The organism is Streptomyces sp. NPDC051207, assembly GCF_040682395.1.
Taxonomy (GTDB): Bacteria; Actinomycetota; Actinomycetes; order Streptomycetales; family Streptomycetaceae; genus Streptomyces.
The window spans coordinates 1-20,126 of sequence record NZ_JBFBAX010000057.1; the positions used below are offsets into that span (position 1 = coordinate 1).

Annotated in this window: 15 protein-coding genes and 1 rRNA gene; 9 read left to right on the forward strand and 7 right to left on the reverse strand. The window is 71.7% G+C overall.

Annotated features, from left to right (window positions below):
* A 5S ribosomal RNA gene (rrf, locus tag AB0M97_RS30085) occupies positions 1-86 on the forward strand; the annotation flags it as partial.
* Positions 87-162: 76 nt separating this feature from the next.
* Here the strand turns inward: rrf and AB0M97_RS30090 are convergent.
* The 5 genes from AB0M97_RS30090 to AB0M97_RS30110 are packed head-to-tail and all read right to left on the reverse strand — an operon-like array spanning position 163 to position 5,737.
* Positions 163-1,473, reverse strand: a complete 1,311-nt coding sequence (locus tag AB0M97_RS30090) for a DUF58 domain-containing protein (RefSeq protein ID WP_365964144.1) — start codon at positions 1,471-1,473, stop codon at positions 163-165.
* Positions 1,473-2,462 carry a MoxR family ATPase gene (locus tag AB0M97_RS30095; RefSeq protein WP_365964157.1) on the reverse strand — a complete coding sequence of 330 codons (990 nt, stop codon included), beginning with the start codon at positions 2,460-2,462 and terminating at the stop codon, positions 1,473-1,475. The genes AB0M97_RS30090 and AB0M97_RS30095 overlap by 1 nt, the downstream gene beginning before the upstream one ends.
* Positions 2,462-3,658, reverse strand: a complete 1,197-nt coding sequence (locus tag AB0M97_RS30100; RefSeq protein ID WP_365964145.1) for a DUF4350 domain-containing protein — start codon at positions 3,656-3,658, stop codon at positions 2,462-2,464. The genes AB0M97_RS30095 and AB0M97_RS30100 overlap by 1 nt, the downstream gene beginning before the upstream one ends.
* On the reverse strand, positions 3,655-4,368 hold the full coding sequence (locus AB0M97_RS30105) for a DUF4129 domain-containing protein (RefSeq protein ID WP_365964158.1): 714 nt from the start codon (positions 4,366-4,368) through the stop codon (positions 3,655-3,657). The genes AB0M97_RS30100 and AB0M97_RS30105 overlap by 4 nt, the downstream gene beginning before the upstream one ends.
* 37 nt (positions 4,369-4,405) lie before the next feature.
* Positions 4,406-5,737: a glycerophosphoryl diester phosphodiesterase membrane domain-containing protein gene (locus tag AB0M97_RS30110; RefSeq protein ID WP_365964146.1), complete on the reverse strand. Its 1,332-nt coding sequence runs from the start codon at positions 5,735-5,737 to the stop codon at positions 4,406-4,408.
* A gap of 140 nt (positions 5,738-5,877) precedes the next feature.
* Between AB0M97_RS30110 and mtnA the strand changes: the two genes are divergently transcribed.
* From mtnA to AB0M97_RS30145, 7 genes are all read left to right on the forward strand, one after another.
* Positions 5,878-7,020, forward strand: coding sequence for an S-methyl-5-thioribose-1-phosphate isomerase (mtnA, locus tag AB0M97_RS30115; RefSeq protein ID WP_365964147.1), 1,143 nt, complete (start codon positions 5,878-5,880; stop codon positions 7,018-7,020).
* Positions 7,021-7,024: 4 nt separating this feature from the next.
* Entirely contained in the window at positions 7,025-7,714 is a 690-nt protein-coding gene (gene mtrA, locus AB0M97_RS30120) for a two-component system response regulator MtrA (RefSeq protein WP_365964148.1), read from the forward strand.
* Between the two features lies 1 nt (position 7,715).
* Complete coding sequence (gene mtrB / locus AB0M97_RS30125) at positions 7,716-9,983, forward strand: MtrAB system histidine kinase MtrB (RefSeq protein ID WP_365964149.1); 2,268 nt, start codon at positions 7,716-7,718, stop codon at positions 9,981-9,983.
* Entirely contained in the window at positions 9,973-11,802 is a 1,830-nt protein-coding gene (locus AB0M97_RS30130) for an LpqB family beta-propeller domain-containing protein (RefSeq protein WP_365964150.1), read from the forward strand. Before mtrB ends, AB0M97_RS30130 begins: the two co-directional genes overlap by 11 nt.
* A 289-nt stretch (positions 11,803-12,091) precedes the next feature.
* Positions 12,092-13,075 (forward strand): ComF family protein, encoded by a 984-nt coding sequence (locus tag AB0M97_RS30135; protein WP_365964151.1) that lies wholly within the window; start codon positions 12,092-12,094, stop codon positions 13,073-13,075.
* 308 nt (positions 13,076-13,383) lie between these two features.
* Entirely contained in the window at positions 13,384-14,073 is a 690-nt protein-coding gene (raiA, locus tag AB0M97_RS30140) for a ribosome-associated translation inhibitor RaiA (RefSeq protein ID WP_365964152.1), read from the forward strand.
* A gap of 217 nt (positions 14,074-14,290) precedes the next feature.
* Positions 14,291-15,037: a response regulator transcription factor gene (locus AB0M97_RS30145; RefSeq protein ID WP_365964153.1), complete on the forward strand. Its 747-nt coding sequence runs from the start codon at positions 14,291-14,293 to the stop codon at positions 15,035-15,037.
* Between the two features lie 3 nt (positions 15,038-15,040).
* Here AB0M97_RS30145 and AB0M97_RS30150 read toward each other — a convergent pair whose 3' ends face one another.
* Together AB0M97_RS30150 and AB0M97_RS30155 are read right to left on the reverse strand one after the other, a co-directional pair.
* Positions 15,041-16,234 carry a crosslink repair DNA glycosylase YcaQ family protein gene (locus tag AB0M97_RS30150; RefSeq protein ID WP_365964154.1) on the reverse strand — a complete coding sequence of 398 codons (1,194 nt, stop codon included), beginning with the start codon at positions 16,232-16,234 and terminating at the stop codon, positions 15,041-15,043.
* Entirely contained in the window at positions 16,231-16,866 is a 636-nt protein-coding gene (locus AB0M97_RS30155; RefSeq protein ID WP_365964155.1) for a GNAT family protein, read from the reverse strand. The genes AB0M97_RS30150 and AB0M97_RS30155 overlap by 4 nt, the downstream gene beginning before the upstream one ends.
* A gap of 303 nt (positions 16,867-17,169) precedes the next feature.
* Between AB0M97_RS30155 and secA the strand changes: the two genes are divergently transcribed.
* The gene (gene secA / locus AB0M97_RS30160) at positions 17,170-19,983 is read left to right on the forward strand and encodes a preprotein translocase subunit SecA (RefSeq protein WP_365964156.1); all 2,814 of its coding nucleotides are present in this window, start codon (positions 17,170-17,172) and stop codon (positions 19,981-19,983) included.
* Positions 19,984-20,126: the final 143 nt, after the last annotated feature.

Below are 20,126 nucleotides of genomic sequence, written 5' to 3' on the forward strand. Positions count from 1 at the left end.
GTTACATTCCGAACCCGGAAGCTAAGCCTTACAGCGCCGATGGTACTGCAGGGGGGACCCTGTGGGAGAGTAGGACACCGCCGAACAATCATTGAGGAAAGGCCCACACCTTACGGTGTGGGCCTTTTCTGTTTTCCCCCTGGTCCCTTTCATGGACGTCTTTTAAAGACGTCCCGCTGCTTTCAGAGCCAGGTATGCGTCCGCCAAAGCCGGTGCCAAGTCGTCCGGTATGGCGTCGACGACTGTCACGCCGTGGCGGCGGAGTTGTTCCGCTGTGCGGTGGCGTTCCGACTGGGCCTGGGCGGCGGCTGCGGCCTCGTAGACGGCGTCCGTGCTGCCGCGGGCCTTGGCCATGCCGGCGATGTGTGGGTCCGCCACGGACGCCAGCAGGACCGTATGGCGTTGTGTGAGCTGAGGCAGGACCGGGAGCAGGCCCTCCTCGATCGGGGCCGCGTCGAGGGTCGTCAGCAGGACGATCAAGGAGCGACGCGGTGCCGAGCGGAGCGCGGTGGCGGTGAGGCCGCGGGCGTTCGTTTCGACGATCTCCGGTTCGAGCGTCGCCATGGCGTTGACCAGGGCGGGCAGGACATCGCCGGCCGTGCGGCCCTGGACGAGGGCGCGGACCCGGCGGTCGTAGGCCAGGAGGTCGACGCGGTCGCCGGCGCGGGAGGCCAGGGCCGCCAGGAGCAGGGCCGCGTCCAGGGAGGCGTCGAGGCGGGGGGCGTCGCCGACGCGGCCGGCCGAGGTGCGGCCGGTGTCGAGGACGAGAAGGATGTGGCGGTCGCGTTCGGGACGCCAGGTACGTACGGCGACGCTGGTCTGGCGGGCTGTGGCGCGCCAGTCGATGGAGCGGGTGTCGTCGCCGGGCACGTACTCGCGGAGGCTGTCGAATTCCGTGCCTTCGCCGCGGGTGAGGACGCTGGTGCGGCCGTCGAGTTCGCGCAGGCGGGCCAGCTTGGAGGGCAGGTGCTTGCGGCTGGTGAACGGGGGCAGGACGCGTACCGTCCACGGCACCTGGTGGCTGCCCTGGCGGGCGAAGAGACCCAGGGGGCCGTAGGAGCGGATGGTGACGCGCTGGGCCTGGCGGTCGCCGCGGCGGGTGGGGCGTAGGCGGGTCATGACGCGACGGCGTTCGCCCGCGGGCACCTTCAGGCGGTGACGGGAGGCTTCCACCTCTGTGCCGGGCTGCCAGCTGCTCGGCGGCCAGGCGTCGCGGAGACGGGCGCGCAGCGGCCGGCGGGACGGGTTGGTGACGGTGAGGGTGACGTCGGCCGTGTCGCCGAGGCGTACGGAGGTGTCGCCCGAGCGGGTCAGGCGCAGGTGGCGTACGGGGGCTGCGAGGGCGAAGTCACAGGCGCAGGCGACGGCCAGGGGTGCGTTGACCGCGAGGATGCCCGTCCAGCTGGGGTCCCAGATGCCGACGGGGAGGGAGCCGAGGGCCGCGAGGAGCGCGGTGCGTCCGGTGAGTGCCATCAGCGGGGGACGGGGACGTGGGTGAGGATCGCGTTGATGACGGAGTCGGTGGTGACGCCCTCCATTTCGGCCTCCGGGCGCAGCTGGACGCGGTGGCGAAGGGTGGGCAGGGCGAGGGCCTTGACGTCGTCGGGGATGACGTAGTCGCGGCCGGTCAGCCAGGCCCACGCGCGGGCCGTCGAGAGCAGCGCGGTGGCTCCTCGCGGGGAGACGCCGAGGGTGAGGGACGGCGATTCGCGGGTGGCCCGGCAGATGTCCACGACGTAGGCGGTGATCTCGGGGGAGACCGTCGTCTTGGCGACCGCGGTGCGGGCCGCTTCCAGGTCGGCGGCGTTCGCTACGGGGCGTACGCCGGCGGCGCGCAGGTCGCGCGGGTTGAAACCCTCGGCGTGGCGGGTGAGGACGTCGATCTCGTCCTGGCGGGAGGGCAGGGGGATGGTGAGCTTCAGGAGGAAGCGGTCCAGCTGGGCTTCGGGGAGGGGGTAGGTGCCCTCGTACTCGACCGGGTTCTGGGTGGCCGCGACCAGGAACGGGTCCGGGAGGGGGCGGGGGGTGCCGTCGACGGTGACCTGGCGTTCCTCCATGGCTTCGAGGAGGGACGACTGGGTTTTCGGGGGCGTGCGGTTGATCTCGTCGGCGAGGAGCAGGTTGGTGAAGACCGGGCCGGGCTGGAAGGAGAACTGGGCGGTGCGGGTGTCGTAGACCAGGGAGCCGGTCACGTCGCTGGGCATCAGGTCCGGGGTGAACTGGACGCGCTTGGTGTCCAGTTCGAGGGCCGAGGCGAGGGCGCGGACGAGGAGGGTCTTGGCGACGCCGGGAACGCCTTCGAGGAGGACGTGGCCGCGGCAGAGCAGGGCCACGACGAGGCCGGTCACGGCGGGGTCCTGGCCGACCACGGCTTTGGCGATCTCGGCGCGCAGGGCCTCCAGGGCGGCGCGGGCAGCGCCCGGGTCCCCGGTGTGCGCGGCGTTGTCAGTGGTCGGGTCCATCATGGACGGCGTACCTCACTTTCGAGGGCGTCGAGTCGGTCGGCGAGGGCGATGAGTGCCGTGTCGTCGCCGGGTGGCGGGCCGAAGAGGAGGGCGTGCAGGGACTGTCCGTCGCCGTGCAGGTGGGCGGAGAGGGCGGGGAGCAGGGCTTCGGGCGTGTGCGCCTGGGCGACGGGGACGCCGGCGAGGGGGGCGAGGCGGATGCGGGTGGTGGAACGGAGAGCGGCGGCCGCGCGGTCGCGGGCGTTGGCCGTTCGGTAGAGGCGGGCGCGGCCTTCGACGGTTTCGGAGGCGCGGATCGCCACGGGGAGACTTTCGGGCACGAGGGGGCCGAGTCGGCGTGCCCGCCAGAGCGCGGCGAGGGCTGCCGCGATGAAGAGTTGCAGTGTGCCCCAGAGCCAGCCGGAGGGGAGCAGGTCGAAGAAACTGCGCTGCTCGTCGGGGTCGGCGGCCGAGGCGTCGGAGAGGGAGGGGAGGTACCAGACCAGATGGGGGCGGGAGCCGAGGAGTTGGAGGGCGAGCGAGGCGTTGCCCTCGTCGTCGAGGCGGTCGTTGAGGAGGATGTCGGGCGCGCCGAGGACGACGGTGTCGCCGTCTGCGGTGGTGTCCGGGATGCGCAGCAGGGTGGCGAGGCCCTCACTGGGGTAGCACGCGTCGGCGTCGGTGTGGGTGGTGGTGTAGCGGACGCCGCCGGTGTCGGCGCTGCCGGCGCGGCGGGCGGCGGGCAGCGAGCAGCCGGGGTCCAGCGTGGAATCGAAGCTGGTGGCGGGGTCTGCGGTGACGCCGGGCGCGAGCCGTTCGACGGAGGCGCCGCCGGGGGCGACGAGGACGGTCCGGCCGCTGGCGCCGGCGAAGGACGAGCGCAGGCGGTCCTGCTGATGCTCGGTCAGCAGGTCGGGTTCGGTGACCAGGAGTGTGGTGTCGGGGGCGACGGCTCTGCGGGCCTGGTCGAGGGTGGTGACCACGCGCGTGGTCACGCCGCGGTCGGCGAGGAGTTCGGCGACGGCACGGCTGCCCCTGGGGTCGGCGGAGCGCGGGTCGAGCTCCCCGCGGTGGGCGTCGGAGCGGAGCACGGCGAGTGCGACGGCCGCCGCGAGCAGCAGCACGACGGCGAGCGCGACGCCCCGCGCGCGGGTCCACACCTGGCGGGCGGTGGGGGAGGCCGAGGTGGACGGAGGGGCGGCCCCGGTCGTCATCCGGCGGCTCCCTGGCGGGTGTTGTGGTCGGTGGTGTCGTTGCTGCGGCTGCTCGTGGTCGCCAGTGCCGGCTTGGTGCGCTCGAGGTCGCGGTCGAGTTCCGCGATGCGGCGGTACGACTGCTCGGTGCCCGCGCGTCCGCCGTACGTCACGTCGTCGAAGTCCCGGGCGGCGGCGCGCAGCCGGTCGGTGTGGGCGGGCAGGGCCCGGCCGGCGTCCGAGGCCGCCTCGTCGGCGGTGCGGCCCGGGCGGACGTCGAGGAGGGCGCGCTCTTCGAGGGCGCGGACGATGGCGCGCATGCGTTCCTGGACGGCCTGGTTCCAGTGGCCCTGGGCGGCGTGCGCCTCGGCCGCGGCGCGGTGTTCGGCGGCGCTGCGGGGGCGGTCGTCGAACAGGGCGGGGGCGGAGGCGGGTTGGCGCCGGGGGGTGCCGAGCCGCCACCACAGGGCGGCCAGGACGGCGAGAACGGCCCCGATGACGACGAGCAGGCCGAGCGTGCCCCCCGGGGTGGCCGTCGAGGCGGCGCCGAAGAGGCGGTCGACCCAGTCCCAGAACGCGTTCAGGGCGCGCTGGAAGAGGCTGGGGTCGTTCTCGTGGTACATGCGCTTGGACAGCTCGCGCTGTGCCGCCTCCCGCGCGGGGTCGCGCGGGAGGGTGACGGGCGGCTCGTCGCCGGAGCGCAGCAGTGTGCCCGCGCCGGTGCGTGACAGCGCTGTTGTGAGAACTCCCCCCGCGGAACTCACCGCATCAGCTCCCCGGGGTGGCGTCGGAGCCGTGGTCCCGGGCTCCGGCGGCGCGGACCAGTTCGAGGTCGAGGGCTTCGCGGCGGATGCGCTGGTCGATGTAGAGGAGCACGGTCACGCCGGCGCTGATCGGGAAGGTGACCATCGAGCCGATCACGGAGCCGATGCCGCTGACGATGAGGAAGGTCCAGCCGAAATCGCCGCCGCCGGTGAGGAAGCCGGAGACGCCGTCTCCGCTGAGGGCGGCGGCGAGGAAGGTGAAGGGGATGACCACGATGGACGCGACGACGTTCGCGATGATCGTGGCGAGCAGCTGGATGCCGAAGACCCGCCACCAGGAGCCGCGGACCAGCTTGGCGGAGCGGCCCAGGGCCTTCTTGATGCCCTGCTTCTCCAGCATCAGGGCCGGGGAGGCCAGCGAGAAGCGGATCATCAGCCAGAGCGCGACGACTCCGGCGCCGAGGATGCCGAGGACGGTCAGTGCGGCCCCCGCCTCGTCGCCGCCCGCGAGGATCACGAAGAGGCCGGGCAGGGCGCCGACCGCGACGATGCCGAAGGCGATGAGGAGAAGCATCAGGATCAGGCCGAAAAGCTTCGGTACCTGCGGCCGGGCGTCGCGCCACGCCTCGCCGATGGTGACCGGCCTGCCGAGCACGGCGCGGCTGGTGACGGTCGTGAGGAGGGCGGTGGCCACGACGGTGCCGACGAGGGACACCAGGAAGACGACGCCGGTGTTGAGCATGGTGTCGCGCATGGCGCGGCCCAGTTCGCCGGCGGTGGCCTCGGGGTCGTTGAGCGCGTCGGTGCTGGTGCTGTCCAGAGCGAGGCCCTGGAGCAGGACGACGACGATCTCGGTGAGGACGGCGACGGTCAGCGAGATGCCGAGGACGGTGCGCCAGTAGGTGCGCATGGTGGAGACGGCGCCGTCGAGGATCTCGCCCACGCCCAGCGGGCGCAGCGGGATCACGCCGGGCTTGGCCGCGGGCGGGGGACCGCCCCAGCCGCTGCCCCAGGCGCCGTGGCCGGCGGGGCCGCCGTATCCGCCGTGGTGGCCGCCTTGGCCGCCGGGGGGCGGGGGTCCCCAGCCTCCGGGGCCGGGTGGTGGGGGCGGTGGGGTCTGGCCGGGTGCCGCGGGGCCGGTGGGAGCGGACCACTGGGCCGGTGGCGGCTGTTCCTTCGACCACTTCGTGCCGGGGCCCTGCGGCTCCTGGCCGGGCTGGTCCGCGGGCTGTGCGGGGCCGGGCCGGTCGGTGGGTTCGGCGGGGCCGGACGCGCCGGGCTCCTGCCCCTCGGGCGAGGTGGATCCGGGCGAAGCCCAGCCCGGAGTGTCATTCATCGTCGCTCCTTCACAGTGCCCGTCCGCGGTTGCGGCGGCAGGTTGGCAGCCATCGTGCCATGGGGTGGTCATCGGGTGACCGGCAGCGGCATGAGCTGCATACCTTCAATTGTTCGCGTCTCAGGGGGCAGACTGACGGCATGGCTGATCAGCACGCGCACTCAGGCGAGGACAAACGGCCGACCGAGACACCCGCGATCCGCTGGGAGGAACCACCCGAAGGTCCCGTACTGGTCCTTCTCGACCAGACGAGGCTGCCGGCAGAGGAGGTCGAACTCGTCTGCACGGATGCGTCGGCCCTGGTCGACGCGATCCAGTCGCTGGCGGTGCGCGGAGCGCCGCTGCTCGGCATCGCGGGCGCGTACGGCGTCGCGCTCGCCGCCGCACGGGGCTACGACGTGAACGAGGCGGCGAACGTCCTGGCGGGCGCCCGCCCGACAGCGGTGAACCTGGCCGTCGGCGTGCGCCGGGCCCGGGCCGCCCACGAGGCCGCACTGGCGCGGGGCGGGAGCATCGATCAGGCGGCCGAGGCGGCACTGGCCGCGGCGCGGCAGCTGCACGAGCAGGACGCCGAGGCCAGCGCCCGGATGGCGCAGCACGGCCTGGCGCTGCTGGACGAGTTGCTGCCGGCCGGCGGGCACCGGATTCTGACGCACTGCAACACCGGTGCGCTGGTGTCGGGCGGGGAGGGGACGGCGTTCGCGGTGGCGCTCGCGGCGCACCGGGCCGGGCGGCTCAGGCGGCTGTGGGTGGACGAGACGCGCCCGTTGCTGCAGGGTGCCCGCCTGACGGCGTACGAGGCGGCCCGCAGCGGGATGGCGTACACGCTCCTCACGGACAACGCGGCGGGCTCGCTGTTCGCCGCCGGGGAGGTGGACGCGGTGCTCATCGGGGCGGACCGCATCGCGGCCGACGGGTCGGTGGCGAACAAGGTGGGGAGCTATCCGCTCGCGGTGCTCGCGCGGTACCACCATGTGCCGTTCATCGTGGTGGCGCCGGTGACGACGGTGGACCCGGACACGCCGGACGGCGCGTCCATCGAGGTCGAGCAGCGCCCTGGCTACGAGGTGACTGAGATCACAGCACCTCAGGTGCCGGTGACCGGAGCGGGGGGCGGGATTCCGGTGGCGCCCCTGGGGACGCAGGCGTACAACCCGGCGTTCGACGTGACGCCGCCCGAGCTGGTGACCGCGATCGTCACGGAGGAGGGCGTCGTGTCGCCCGTGACGGCCGAGGCGCTGGGCGAGCTGTGTGCCAGGTCACGCCAGGTAACGATTAGCTAATGGGATGATGTCGTTTATGAAGGGACGAGTCCTTGTCGTCGACGACGACACCGCACTTGCCGAGATGCTCGGCATCGTGCTGCGTGGTGAAGGTTTTGAGCCGTCTTTCGTAGCCGACGGCGACAAGGCGCTGGCCGCTTTCCGTGAGACCAAGCCCGATCTGGTGCTCCTGGACCTGATGCTGCCCGGCCGGGACGGTATCGAGGTGTGCCGTCTGATCAGGGCGGAGTCCGGGGTGCCGATCGTGATGCTCACGGCGAAGAGCGACACCGTGGACGTCGTCGTGGGCCTGGAGTCGGGCGCCGACGACTACATCGTGAAGCCGTTCAAGCCGAAGGAGCTGGTCGCCCGCATCCGGGCGCGGCTGCGGAGGTCGGAGGAGCCGGCTCCCGAGCAGCTCTCCATCGGTGACCTCGTCATCGATGTGGCCGGTCACTCCGTGAAGCGGGACGGGCAGTCGATCGCGCTGACGCCGCTGGAGTTCGACCTGCTGGTGGCGCTGGCGCGCAAGCCGTGGCAGGTGTTCACCCGGGAGGTCCTGCTGGAGCAGGTCTGGGGTTACCGGCACGCGGCGGACACCCGTCTGGTGAACGTCCATGTGCAGCGGCTGCGTTCCAAGGTGGAGAAGGACCCGGAGAAGCCCGAGATCGTGGTGACCGTCCGCGGTGTCGGGTACAAGGCAGGACCGAGCTGACATGTCCAATGACAGTGCCGCTTCGGCGTCGGGCCGTTCCGGAGCCCGCGCGGAGCGGCCTGTCGGCCGGAAGACGCCGGGTTCCCGCTGGGACCGGTTCCTGGAGGGCGGGCTGCTCCAGGGCGGGGTGCAGGGCAGCCCGGTCGTCCGTCTGCTGCTGCGCTGGATACGCCGGCCCCTGCTGCCGGTCATACGGCTGTGGCGGCGCAACATCCAGCTCAAGGTCGTCGTCACCACGCTGCTGATGTCGCTGGGCGTCGTCCTGCTGCTGGGCTTCGTGGTCATCGGGCAGGTCCGCAACGGCCTGCTGGACGCCAAGGTCAAGGCGTCGCAGAGCCAGGCCACGGGCGGTTTCGCGGTGGCCAGGCAGAAGGCGGAGGAGACCGCGAGCGGGCCCGCCGACGACGCGACCACCCCGGACGGGCGTTCCGCGCAGAACGTGATCCAGTGGATGAGCGACCTCGTCTATTCGCTGTCCAGCGGCGGTCAGGGCGCCTTCGACGTGGTGACCCTCCCGCCGTCCGGCGCGGAGAGCAACACCGGCGGACGCGGGCCGCGCGCCTCCGGCGGCGTGGACCCCACCGCGAGCGTCCCGGAGGATCTGCGCGAGCGGATCGACCGCAGTACGAGTGCCGCGCAGAGCTACACCCGCATCGTCTACAACCCCAGCACCGGCAAGGAATCCCAGCCGGCGCTGGTCATCGGCAAGCAGGTCAACGACCCGAACCGCGACCCGTACCAGCTGTACTACCTCTTCCCGCTCACCCAGGAGGAGAAGTCGCTCAGCCTGGTCAAGGGCACGCTCGCGACGGCCGGGCTGTTCGTCGTCGTCCTCCTCGGGGCGATCGCCTGGCTCGTGGTGCGGCAGGTCGTCACGCCCGTACGGATGGCGGCGAGCATCGCCGAGCGGCTGTCCGCCGGGCGGCTCCAGGAACGTATGAAAGTCACCGGCGAGGACGACATCGCGCGGCTCGGCGAGGCCTTCAACAAGATGGCGCAGAATCTCCAGCTGAAGATCAACCAGCTGGAGGACCTGTCGCGGATGCAGCGCCGGTTCGTCTCGGACGTGTCGCACGAGCTGCGTACGCCGCTGACGACGGTGCGGATGGCCGCCGACGTCATCCACGAGGCGCGGGAGGACTTCGACCCGGTGACCGCGCGGTCGGCGGAACTGCTCGCCGACCAACTGGACCGGTTCGAGTCGCTGCTCGCCGACCTGCTGGAGATCAGCCGCTTCGACGCGGGCGCCGCGGCGCTGGAGGCCGAGCCGATAGACCTCCGTGACGTCGTCCGCCGGGTGGTCAGCGGCGCGGAGCCGCTCGCCGAGCGCAAGGGCTCGCGGATCCGGGTCGTCGGCGACCAGCAGCCCGTCGTCGCCGAGGCCGACGCGCGGCGCGTGGAGCGGGTCCTGCGCAACCTCGTCGTCAACGCCGTCGAGCACGGCGAGGGCCGGGACGTCGTGGTGAAGCTGGCCGCCGCGGGCGGCGCGGTGGCCGTCGCGGTGCGTGACTACGGCGTCGGGCTCAAGCCCGGTGAGGCCACGCGCGTGTTCAGCCGCTTCTGGCGTGCCGACCCGGCACGCGCGCGTACCACGGGCGGTACGGGACTGGGGCTGTCCATCGCCCTGGAGGACGCGCGGCTGCACGGCGGCTGGCTGCAGGCCTGGGGCGAGCCCGGTGGCGGCTCGCAGTTCCGACTGACGCTGCCGAGGACCGCCGACGAGCCGCTGCGGGGCTCGCCGATCCCGCTGGAGCCCACCGACTCGCGGCGCAACCGCGGTCTCGACGACGCCGGTCTGCCGCGCGGCGGCGGGGACGGCGACAAGAGCGCCACCGTGCCCGCACGGCCGCCGGCGCACCAGGGGAGCGCGGGTTCCGCCCGCGACCCGATCGGGCAGCGCCGGTCCGCCGTGGCACCCACGGCCGACCCGACCGCGCTGCCCGGCAATGGCGCGCGCGTGGTGCCGCGGGCGGGGGCGCCGGGTGCGGGCGCCTCGGGTACGCCGGGGGTTCCGGACGCGGGCCTGTCGGCGGTCTCGGACGCCGGCCCGCGTGAGGTCCCGGACGCCGGCCCGCGCGAGGGGGCGGGCAAGGTGCCCTCCGAGGCCGAGAGGCCCGGCCCCGACGGCGTGCACGACGACGTACACCAGGACGTCCACGAGGACGACGGCAGGCCCGCCACGGGTACCGCGCGGAGCGGGGCCGCTGCCCGGCCGGACGGTGGGGCGCAGGAGCTGCGCAGGCAAGGGGAGGCAAGCCGTGGGCGCTGACCGCGTGGGGGGCGGCCGCCGGCAGCCGGGACGCGCGATGGCGTACGCCGTGTGCGGTGCCGTGCTGCTGACGGGGTGCGCCTCCATGCCCGACAGCGGAGACCTGCGGGGCGTGGAGTCCACGCCGCGGCAGGACACGCAGGTGCGGGTGTTCGCCATGCCGCCGCACGACAACGCCTCGCCCTCCGAGATCGTGCAGGGCTTCCTGGAGGCGCTGACCAGCGACGACCCGAACTACGAAACGGCCAGCAAGTACCTCACCGCCGACGCGGCGCGCACCTGGCGTCCCGAGTTGTCCACGACGGTGCTGGCGGACGCGCCGGAGACCACGGCCGACCCCGTGGGCAGCCGTGAGAACAGCGACGAGTTCGCGTTCACGATGTACGGCAGCAAGGTCGCCACGGTGGACGCGCAGCAGTCGTACGTGCCCGTCACCGGCTCGTACAGCAGGCCGGTGCACCTGAAGAAGGACCGCAAGAGCGGGCAGTGGCGGATCGACGCGCTGCCGCAGGGCGTCGTGATGGGCAGGTCGGACTTCCAGCGCAACTACATGTCGGCCAACAAGTACTACTTCGCGTCGAACGCCGAGGACGGGGAGAGCGCGCAGTCGGCGGCCGTGGCCGATCCCGTGTACGTGCGCCGGCGCGTGGACCCGATGACGCAGATGGTGCGCTCGCTGCTCAACGGCCCGACGGCCTGGCTCGGTCCCGTGGTCAGGTCGAGTTTTCCGACGGGCACCGATCTGCACAAGGACGCCGGGGCGCTGACGCCCGACGACCAGAACAAGCTGACCGTGCCGCTGAACGCCCGGGCGGCCCGGGTGGGCCCGGGCAAGTGCGACGAGATGGCGGCCCAGATGCTGTTCACGCTGCAGAACCTCACGCCCACGGTGGACGAGGTGGAACTGCGGTCGGGCAAGAAGCACCTGTGCTCGCTGCACGAGGACCGGGTCGAGGCGGTCGCCGCGCTGGGCTCGTTGCAGCACCCCGACTACCTGTACTTCGTCGACGGCGACGACCGGCTGGTGCGGCTGCCCGCCGGGACCGGCGCCACCAAGGCCGAACCGGTGCCGGGCGCGCTCGGCGAGGGCGGCACCGCGCTGCGAACGGCGGCCGTCTCCCGCGACGAGCGCACCGCGGCCGGGGTGAGCATCGACGGCAGATCGCTGTACGTCGGGTCGCTGGTGACGGGCGGTTCGCTCGGCGAGCCCGTGCTGCGCAGCCGGGGCAAGACCGAGGACGACCGGCTGACGGCGCCGAGCTGGGACGCGCGCGGAGACCTGTGGGTGGCCGACCGTGATCCCGACGAGCCACGGCTGCTGCTGCTCGAGAAGGGCGCCGGCGAGCCGGTCGAGGTGGAGACGTCCGGCCTCGACGGACGGATCCGGGCCCTTCGCGTGGCCGCCGACGGGGTGCGGATCGCGCTCGTCGTGGAGAAGGACGGCAAGCGGTCCCTGCTCATCGGGCGGATCGAACGGGGCGAGAAGTCCGACGAGCGGCCTGCGGTCACCGTCCTGGAACTGCGTTCCGCGACCCCCGCGCTGGAGGAGGTCACGGCGATGTCGTGGGCCGGTGACAGCCGACTCGTGGTGGTCGGGCGCGAGGAGGGCGGCGTGCAGCAGATGCGGTACGTCCAGAGCGACGGCTCCACCCCCGAGGAACAGGCGCCCGCCGCGCTGACCGGTGTGGAGGAGATCGCCGCGTCCCAGGACGACGGCCTGCCGTTGGTGGCGAACTCGGAGGACGGGATCGTACGGCTGCCGTCGGGGGCGCAGTGGCAGAAGGTGACGGAGGGGACGGCGCCGGTTTATCCGGGGTGAGTGTTCGTCCGGGTGGCCGGTGGTGGTGGCGGTGGCGGTGGTGTGGGGGTCTGCCGGTCTGACGGCCTCCTGGCTTCCTGGCCTCCCGGCCCCCTGGCCCGCTGGCCTCCCGGCCCCCCGGCCTGCCGCGACGCCGGGACGCGGCTTCGCGCCCCAAGCCGGTGCCGGACATCCGGAGTTGACCCGCGCCGGGCCCGCAGCCGCATCCACAGGCATACGCCCGGAGTTTTCCACAGGTGGTTGTCCACAGGGGTGGCCCGGTTCCGTCGTGCTTGGCACAGTGGTGGTCATGCGGGGGTGGTGGCAGGACCTCACCGACCTGGTGCTGCCGGCCGAGTGCGGAGGCTGCGGAATGCCTCGCACGGTGCTCTGCCCGGAGTGCCGTGCCGCCCTGAGTGGGGCCGCACCGAGCCGGGTGCGACCGGTGCCGGAGCCGCCCGGGCTGCCGGTGGTGCACGCGGCTGCCCGGTACGCGGACGAAGTGCGGGCCGTGCTGCTGGCCCACAAGGAGCGCGGCGCCCTGGCACTCGCCCGCCCGCTCGGTACGGCTCTGGCGGGAGCGGTGCGGGCGGGGCTGGAGGACGCGGGGGCGGCGGAGCCGGGGATCCCGGTGCTGCTCGTTCCCGTGCCGTCCGCCGCCGGGGCCGTGCGGGCGCGCGGGCACGATCCGGTACGGCGGATCGCGCTCGCGGCGGCGGCCGAGCTGCGGCGGGCCGGGACGCCGGCGCGCATGGTCGCGGTGCTGCGTCAACGGCGTGCCGTGGCCGACCAGTCGGGGCTCGACTCCCGGCAGCGCATGGCGAATCTGGCGGGTGCGCTGAGCGTCGTGGCCGACGGCGCCAGGCTGCTCGCCGACGGCCGGGTCGTGCTCGTCGACGACCTGATGACCACGGGTGCGTCCCTCACGGAGGCGGCGCGAGCCGTACGGGAGGCGGCGGGGCGGGCACCCGCTGCCCGCCGGGACGGGCGCGCATGCGAGGCGCACCGGCACACACGGGCGTCCGATCCGTACCGGGGCGGGACGGCACCGCGCCCCGGCCGGAGCGGGGCCGTCCCGTCCGGGGGATCGACCGAACTGGAGTCGTGCGCCGTGTCGCCGGTGTACGCGCGAGTGAGATGGGAAGGCAGTGAGGAACGGAAGTCGGGAGCACAGGAGAGGACGCACGGGTCCCCTGAGGGCCCGCGAATGGCCGGGATGAACCGCGCAGGGAACGTGATCCGCGCGGCTGTGATCGCGGCATCGCCAGATTCTTTCGAATTACACCGGAACTGACTGAGAACTTGCATCGTTGCAGGTGATAACAGAGTCAATTCACCGGAACGGAGGTACGCGGCGGTAGAGGGTGACGACATCCGCCCGAGCGAGATATGTTCGGTTGTGAGGGAAAGCCGCAGGCCACACCTCTCATAACCGAATGCCGTGCACGGAATTTCCACAATTCCCCGTGCCGGTGGGGTGCAGATCTCGCATGGGGGAGGAGGTGGAAGTCACCGAGTCCGAGGCTCCGGGTTCCGCCGGAGCCTGGTGCGAAAGGGAGATGCTCCGCACCGCAGCGGAGCGATCCGGGAACGGAGTTCTGCGTGGACATCGTCGTCAAGGGCCGCAAGACCGAGGTGCCCGAGCGGTTCCGCAAGCACGTGGCCGAGAAGCTGAAGCTGGAGAAGATCCAGAAGCTCGATGGCAAGGTGATCAGCCTCGACGTCGAGGTGTCCAAGGAGCCCAACCCCCGACAGGCCGACCGCTGTGACCGAGTGGAGATCACGCTCCGCTCCCGGGGGCCGGTGATCAGGGCAGAGGCAGCGGCGAGCGACCCGTACGCGGCGCTCGACCTGGCGGCGGAGAAGCTGGACGCCCGGCTGCGCAAGCAGCACGACAAGCGGTACTCCCGGCGCGGCGCGCGCCGCCTCACGGCCGCTGAAGTCGCCGACCACGTCCCCGACGCGGCCACCCTCAACGGCACCGGCGCGAGCCGGCCGGAAGAGCCCGAGCCCGTGCCCACCAAGAAGATCGGCTCGCTGGAGGTCCAGGGTGACGGACCCCTGGTCGTCCGGGAGAAGACCCACGTCGCCGCCCCGATGACCCTCGACCAGGCCCTCTACGAGATGGAACTGGTCGGGCACGACTTCTATCTGTTCATCGACTCCGACACCAAGGAGCCGGCCGTCGTCTACCGGCGGCACGCCTACGACTACGGCGTGATCCACCTCAGGACGGACCCCATGGTCACGCAGGCGCCCTCACCCGACGCGGGCGGATCGCTCGGCGGCTGACCTCGCCGGGCAACAGGAGCGGGCGGTGCCCCTGGAGCGCGTGTGCGCTCCCAGGGGCACCGGTGTGCGAGGTGTGCGCCCGCTGCGCGCCCCCCGCACTGTCACCGCAGTGTCGTCCCGGCATGGAATCATGGCGGCAACGGCCCAACCGGTGGGCGGTTGCCTTGGGTTGGCGATGGCTCAGGACGACGGGCCGCAGCCTTCAGGGGGAGGAACGATGGCGGACAGCTTCGGACCGATGCGTACCGAGGACGCCGACGACAGCGTCGTCGGCACGAGCCCGGCCGAGGGCACCTCACGCAAGGAGCCGATCAGAGTCCTGGTCGTGGACGACCACGCCCTGTTCCGCCGTGGCCTGGAGATCGTGCTCGCCGCCGAGGAGGACATCCAGGTCGTCGGCGAGGCGGGGGACGGCGCCGAGGCCGTCGAGAAGGCCGCCGATCTGCTGCCCGACATCGTGCTGATGGACGTACGGATGCCGAAGCGCGGCGGCATCGAGGCGTGCACCTCCATCAAGGAGGTCGCACCCAGCGCAAAGATCATCATGCTGACGATAAGCGACGAGGAAGCCGACCTCTACGACGCGATCAAGGCGGGCGCGACGGGCTATCTCCTGAAGGAGATCTCCACGGACGAGGTGGCCACCGCCATTCGCGCGGTGGCCGACGGGCAGTCGCAGATCAGCCCGTCCATGGCGTCGAAGCTGCTCACGGAGTTCAAGTCGATGATCCAGCGGACGGACGAGCGCCGCCTCGTGCCCGCGCCCCGGCTCACCGACCGCGAGCTGGAAGTGCTGAAACTCGTCGCCACGGGGATGAACAACAGGGACATCGCCAAGGAGCTGTTCATCTCCGAGAACACCGTGAAGAACCACGTGCGCAACATCCTGGAGAAGCTTCAGCTGCATTCCAGGATGGAGGCCGTGGTGTACGCGATGCGGGAGAAGATCCTCGAGATCCGGTGAGGCTCAGGCGAGCAGCCGGGCGAGTTCCCGGGTGAGGGGCTCGCGCAGGTCCGGCGCGTCGACCCGCTCCACGCGCACGTCCGTGCAGTCCACCCAGCTCGCCGCCTCGACAAGGGCCTGCGCCACCCCGGGGACCGCCTTCGGGCCCTCCAGCGTGACCTGCCGGGCCACCAGCGTGCGGCCCTCACGGGCCGGGTCGACCCGGCCGACGAGCCGGCCGCCGACCAGGACCGGCATCGCGAAGTAGCCGTACACCCGCTTCGGTTTGGGGACGTAGGCCTCCAGGCGGTGGGTGAAGCCGAAGATCCGCTCCGTGCGAGCCCGCTCCCAGATCAGGGAGTCGAACGGGGACAGCAGCGTGGTGCGGTGCCGGCCGCGCGGCGCCGACTCCAGCGCCGCCGGGTCCGCCCAGGCCGGCTTGCCCCAGCCCGCCACCGTCACCGGGACCAGGCCCGAGTCCGCGATCACCGCGTCGACCTGCTCGCCCTTGAGGCGGTGGTAGTCGGCGATGTCCGCGCGCGTGCCGACGCCCAGCGCCTGGCCGGCCAGGCGGACCAGACGGCGCAGGCACTCGGTGTCGTCCAGCTCGTCGTGCAGCAGGGCGTCCGGGATGGCGCGCTCGGCGAGGTCGTACACGCGCTTCCAGCCGCGGCGCTCGACGCACACCACCTCGCCGTACATCAGGGCCCGCTCGACGGCGACCTTCGTGCCCGACCAGTCCCACCAGTCGTTGGTCTTCTTGGCGCCGCCCAGCTCCGTGGCCGTCAGGGGGCCTTCGGCGCGCAGCTGCTTGATGACCTGCTCGTAGACGCCGTCCGGGAGTTCGTGGTGCCAGTGCGGGCGGGCGCGGTAGGCGCGGCGACGGAAGGCGAAGTGGGGCCACTCCTCGACGGGCAGGATGCACGCGGCGTGCGACCAGTACTCGAAGGCGTGCGGCCCGGCCGCCGACGCGCCGTCCTGCCAGTAGGCGCGCTCGACGGTCTTGCGGCCCACGGCGCCCAGGCGCGCGTACGGGACGAGTTCGTGGGAGCGGGCGAGGACCGAAATGGTGTCGAGCTGGACCGCGCCGAGCCGCCTGAGCACACCGCGGACCCCGGCGCGCCGGTCGGGGGCGCCGAGGAACCCCTGCGCCCGCAGGGCGATACGGCGTGCGTCGTCTGCCGAGATGTCCGTGCTGGGGCGCGCGAGGGTCGTCATGACTCCGCACGATACGAGGTGGCACTGACAGCGCGCCCCGAGCTGCGGGAACTCGCTACGGAGTACGCGGGAGCGGGCAGGTACGGCGCTGCGGACGGCAGCCCCAGGTCCGACGGGAGCAGCGAACCGACCCAACAGTCGCGCCGTGCGCCGCGGTGGATCAGGGCGGAGCGCAGGGTGCCCTCGACGGTGAAGCCCGCCCGTTCCGCGACCGCGCGGGAGGCGTGGTTGCCGACCTCCGCTCGCCACTCCAGGCGGTCGATCCGCAGCTCGGTGAACGCCCAGCGGGCGGCGGCGAGCGAGGCCTCCCCGACGTAGCCCCGGCCGCGGTGCTCCTTGGCGGCCCAGAAGCCGATCTCGGCGGTGCCCGGGGACCGCATGGAGATGCCGAGCATGCCCACCAGCCGACCGGTGGGGAGGAAGAGGCCGAAGGTGAACGCCGAGTCGTTCGCCCAGCCGTCGGGCACCTGCTGCTCGGTGAAGCTCCGCGCGTGCTCGGGAAGATACGGAGAGGGCACCGTGGTGTAGCGCTGGATGTCGGGTTCCTGGGCGGCGGCGTACACGGCGTCGGTGTCCTGCGGGCCGACCGCGCGCAGCAGCAGGCGGTCGGTAATCAGCGTGACGGGTTCCATCGGCCGATTCTGCTCACTCGCCCCCGCGGGCGCCACGGCATTCGGCCGCAGTCGCGCTGGGTGAATACATGATCACATTTCGCGCACATCCCGGGCGGGACGCGGCACCATCCGAGGACCCCGGACGTTGTTCAAGCCGAAGCCGCCAGAAGAAGCAGACAAAGACAGACGCAAGGCGCCTCACGGTCGCCGTGCCGCCAGGCCTCCCGGCGCGCCCGGGTCCTCGCATACGATGGCCGTTGCTCAGTACGTCAAAACGGAAACCGACCGTCCCAGGCCCGACCGGCAAGGAGACCAACCCCCGTGTCCGTCCTCTCGAAGATCATGCGTGCAGGCGAAGGCAAGATCCTGCGCAAGCTGCACCGCATCGCGGACCAGGTCAACTCCATCGAAGAGGACTTCGTCGACCTCTCCGACGCCGAGCTGCGGGCCCTCACCGATGAGTACAAGCAGCGGTACGCAGACGGCGAGAGCCTGGACGACCTGCTGCCCGAGGCCTTCGCCACCGTCCGGGAGGCCGCCAAGCGCGTCCTCGGCCAGCGGCACTACGACGTCCAGCTGATGGGCGGCGCCGCCCTGCACATGGGCTACGTGGCCGAGATGAAGACCGGTGAGGGCAAGACGCTCGTCGGCACGCTGCCCGCCTACCTGAACGCGATCTCCGGCGAAGGCGTGCACATCGTCACGGTCAACGACTACCTGGCCGAGCGCGACTCCGAGATGATGGGCCGCGTCCACAAGTTCCTGGGCCTGGACGTCGGCTGCATCCTCGCCAACATGACGCCGGCCCAGCGCCGCGAGCAGTACGCGTGCGACATCACGTACGGCACGAACAACGAGTTCGGCTTCGACTACCTGCGCGACAACATGGCGTGGTCCAAGGACGAGCTGGTCCAGCGCGGCCACAACTACGCCATCGTCGACGAGGTCGACTCCATCCTCATCGACGAGGCCCGTACACCGCTGATCATCTCCGGCCCGGCCGACCAGGCCACCAAGTGGTACGCCGACTTCGCGAAGCTGGTCACGCGCCTCAAGCGCGGCGAGGCCGGCAACCCCCTGAAGGGCATCGAGGAGACCGGCGACTACGACGTCGACGAGAAGAAGCGCACGGTCGCCATCCACGAGTCCGGCGTCGCCAAGGTCGAGGACTGGCTGGGCATCGACAACCTCTACGAGTCGGTGAACACCCCGCTCGTCGGCTACCTGAACAACGCCATCAAGGCGAAGGAACTCTTCAAGAAGGACAAGGACTACGTCGTCATCGACGGCGAAGTCATGATCGTCGACGAGCACACCGGCCGTATCCTCGCCGGCCGCCGCTACAACGAGGGCATGCACCAGGCGATCGAGGCGAAGGAAGGGGTGGAGATCAAGGACGAGAACCAGACGCTCGCCACGATCACCCTCCAGAACTTCTTCCGCCTCTACAACAAGCTCGCCGGCATGACCGGTACGGCGATGACCGAGGCCGCCGAGTTCCAGCAGATCTACAAGCTCGGCGTGGTCCCGATCCCGACGAACCGGCCGATGATCCGCAAGGACCAGTCGGACCTGATCTACCGCACCGAGGTCGCCAAGTTCGAGGCGGTCGTCGACGACATCGAGGAGAAGCACCGCAAGGGGCAGCCGATCCTCGTCGGCACCACCTCGGTGGAGAAGTCCGAGTACCTCTCGCAGCAGCTCAGCAAGCGCGGCATCCAGCACGAGGTGCTGAACGCCAAGCAGCACGACCGTGAGGCGCAGATCGTCGCCCAGGCCGGCCGCAAGGGCTCCGTGACGGTGGCCACCAACATGGCCGGCCGCGGTACGGACATCAAGCTCGGCGGCAACCCCGAGGACCTCGCCGAGGCGGAGCTGCGCCAGCGCGGACTCGACCCCGAGGAGCACATCGAGGAGTGGGCGCAGGCCCTGCCCGAGGCGCTCAAGCGGGCCGAGGCGGCGGTCAAGGCCGAGAAGGAAGAGGTCGAGAGGCTCGGCGGCCTGTACGTGCTGGGCACCGAGCGGCACGAGTCGCGCCGTATCGACAACCAGCTGCGCGGTCGTTCGGGCCGCCAGGGCGACCCGGGCGAGTCCCGCTTCTACCTGTCGCTCGGCGACGACCTGATGCGCCTGTTCAAGGCCCAGATGGTCGAGCGCGTGATGTCGATGGCGAACGTCCCGGACGACGTGCCGATCGAGAACAAGATGGTCACGCGCGCGATCGCGTCCGCCCAGTCGCAGGTCGAGACGCAGAACTTCGAGACCCGTAAGAACGTCCTGAAGTACGACGAGGTCCTCAACCGGCAGCGCGAGGTCATCTACGGCGAGCGCCGCCGCGTCCTGGAGGGCGAGGACCTGCAGGAGCAGATCCAGCACTTCATGGACGACACGATCGACGCCTATGTCCAGGCGGAGACCGCCGAGGGCTTCCCGGAGGACTGGGACCTGGACCGGCTGTGGGGCGCCTTCAAGCAGCTCTACCCGGTGAAGGTCACCGTCGAGGAGCTGGAGGAGGCGGCCGGTGACCGGGCGGGTCTCACCGCCGAGTTCATCGCCGAGTCCGTCAAGGACGACATCCGCGAGCAGTACGAGGCGCGTGAGGCGCAGCTCGGCTCCGAGATCATGCGTGAGCTGGAGCGCCGGGTCGTGCTGTCGGTCCTGGACCGCAAGTGGCGCGAGCACCTCTACGAGATGGACTACCTCCAGGAGGGCATCGGCCTGCGCGCGATGGCCCAGAAAGACCCGCTGGTCGAGTACCAGCGCGAGGGCTTCGACATGTTCCAGGCCATGATGGAGGGCATCAAGGAGGAGTCCGTCGGCTACCTGTTCAACCTGGAGGTCCAGGTCGAGCAGCAGGTCGAGGAGGTCCCGGTCGAGGACGCCCGCCCGGAGGAGCCGGCGGCGCAGGACGCGGTGCCCGCGCAGTCCGGCGGCCGTCCGGAGATCCGCGCCAAGGGCCTGGACGTGCCGCAGCGGCGGAACCTGCACTTCTCCGCGCCGACCGTCGACGGTGAGGGCGGCACCATCGAGGGCGACTTCACGACGGACGACGAGCCGGTGCGTTCCCCGGCCGACGGCCTCACGCGCGCGGAGCGCCGCAAGCAGGCGAAGGGCGGCCGACGCCGCAAGAAGTGACGGGCGCTCCGCGAGGAGCGGCAGGTGGTGAGGGGCCGGGCGCTGTGAGGGATGCCGTTGGTTAATTCGGATCCTCTCGTGACTTCGGCTCCCAAGACCTGGTTGTGGTCTTGGGAGCCGACGTCGTTTGGGGAGGGTATCGA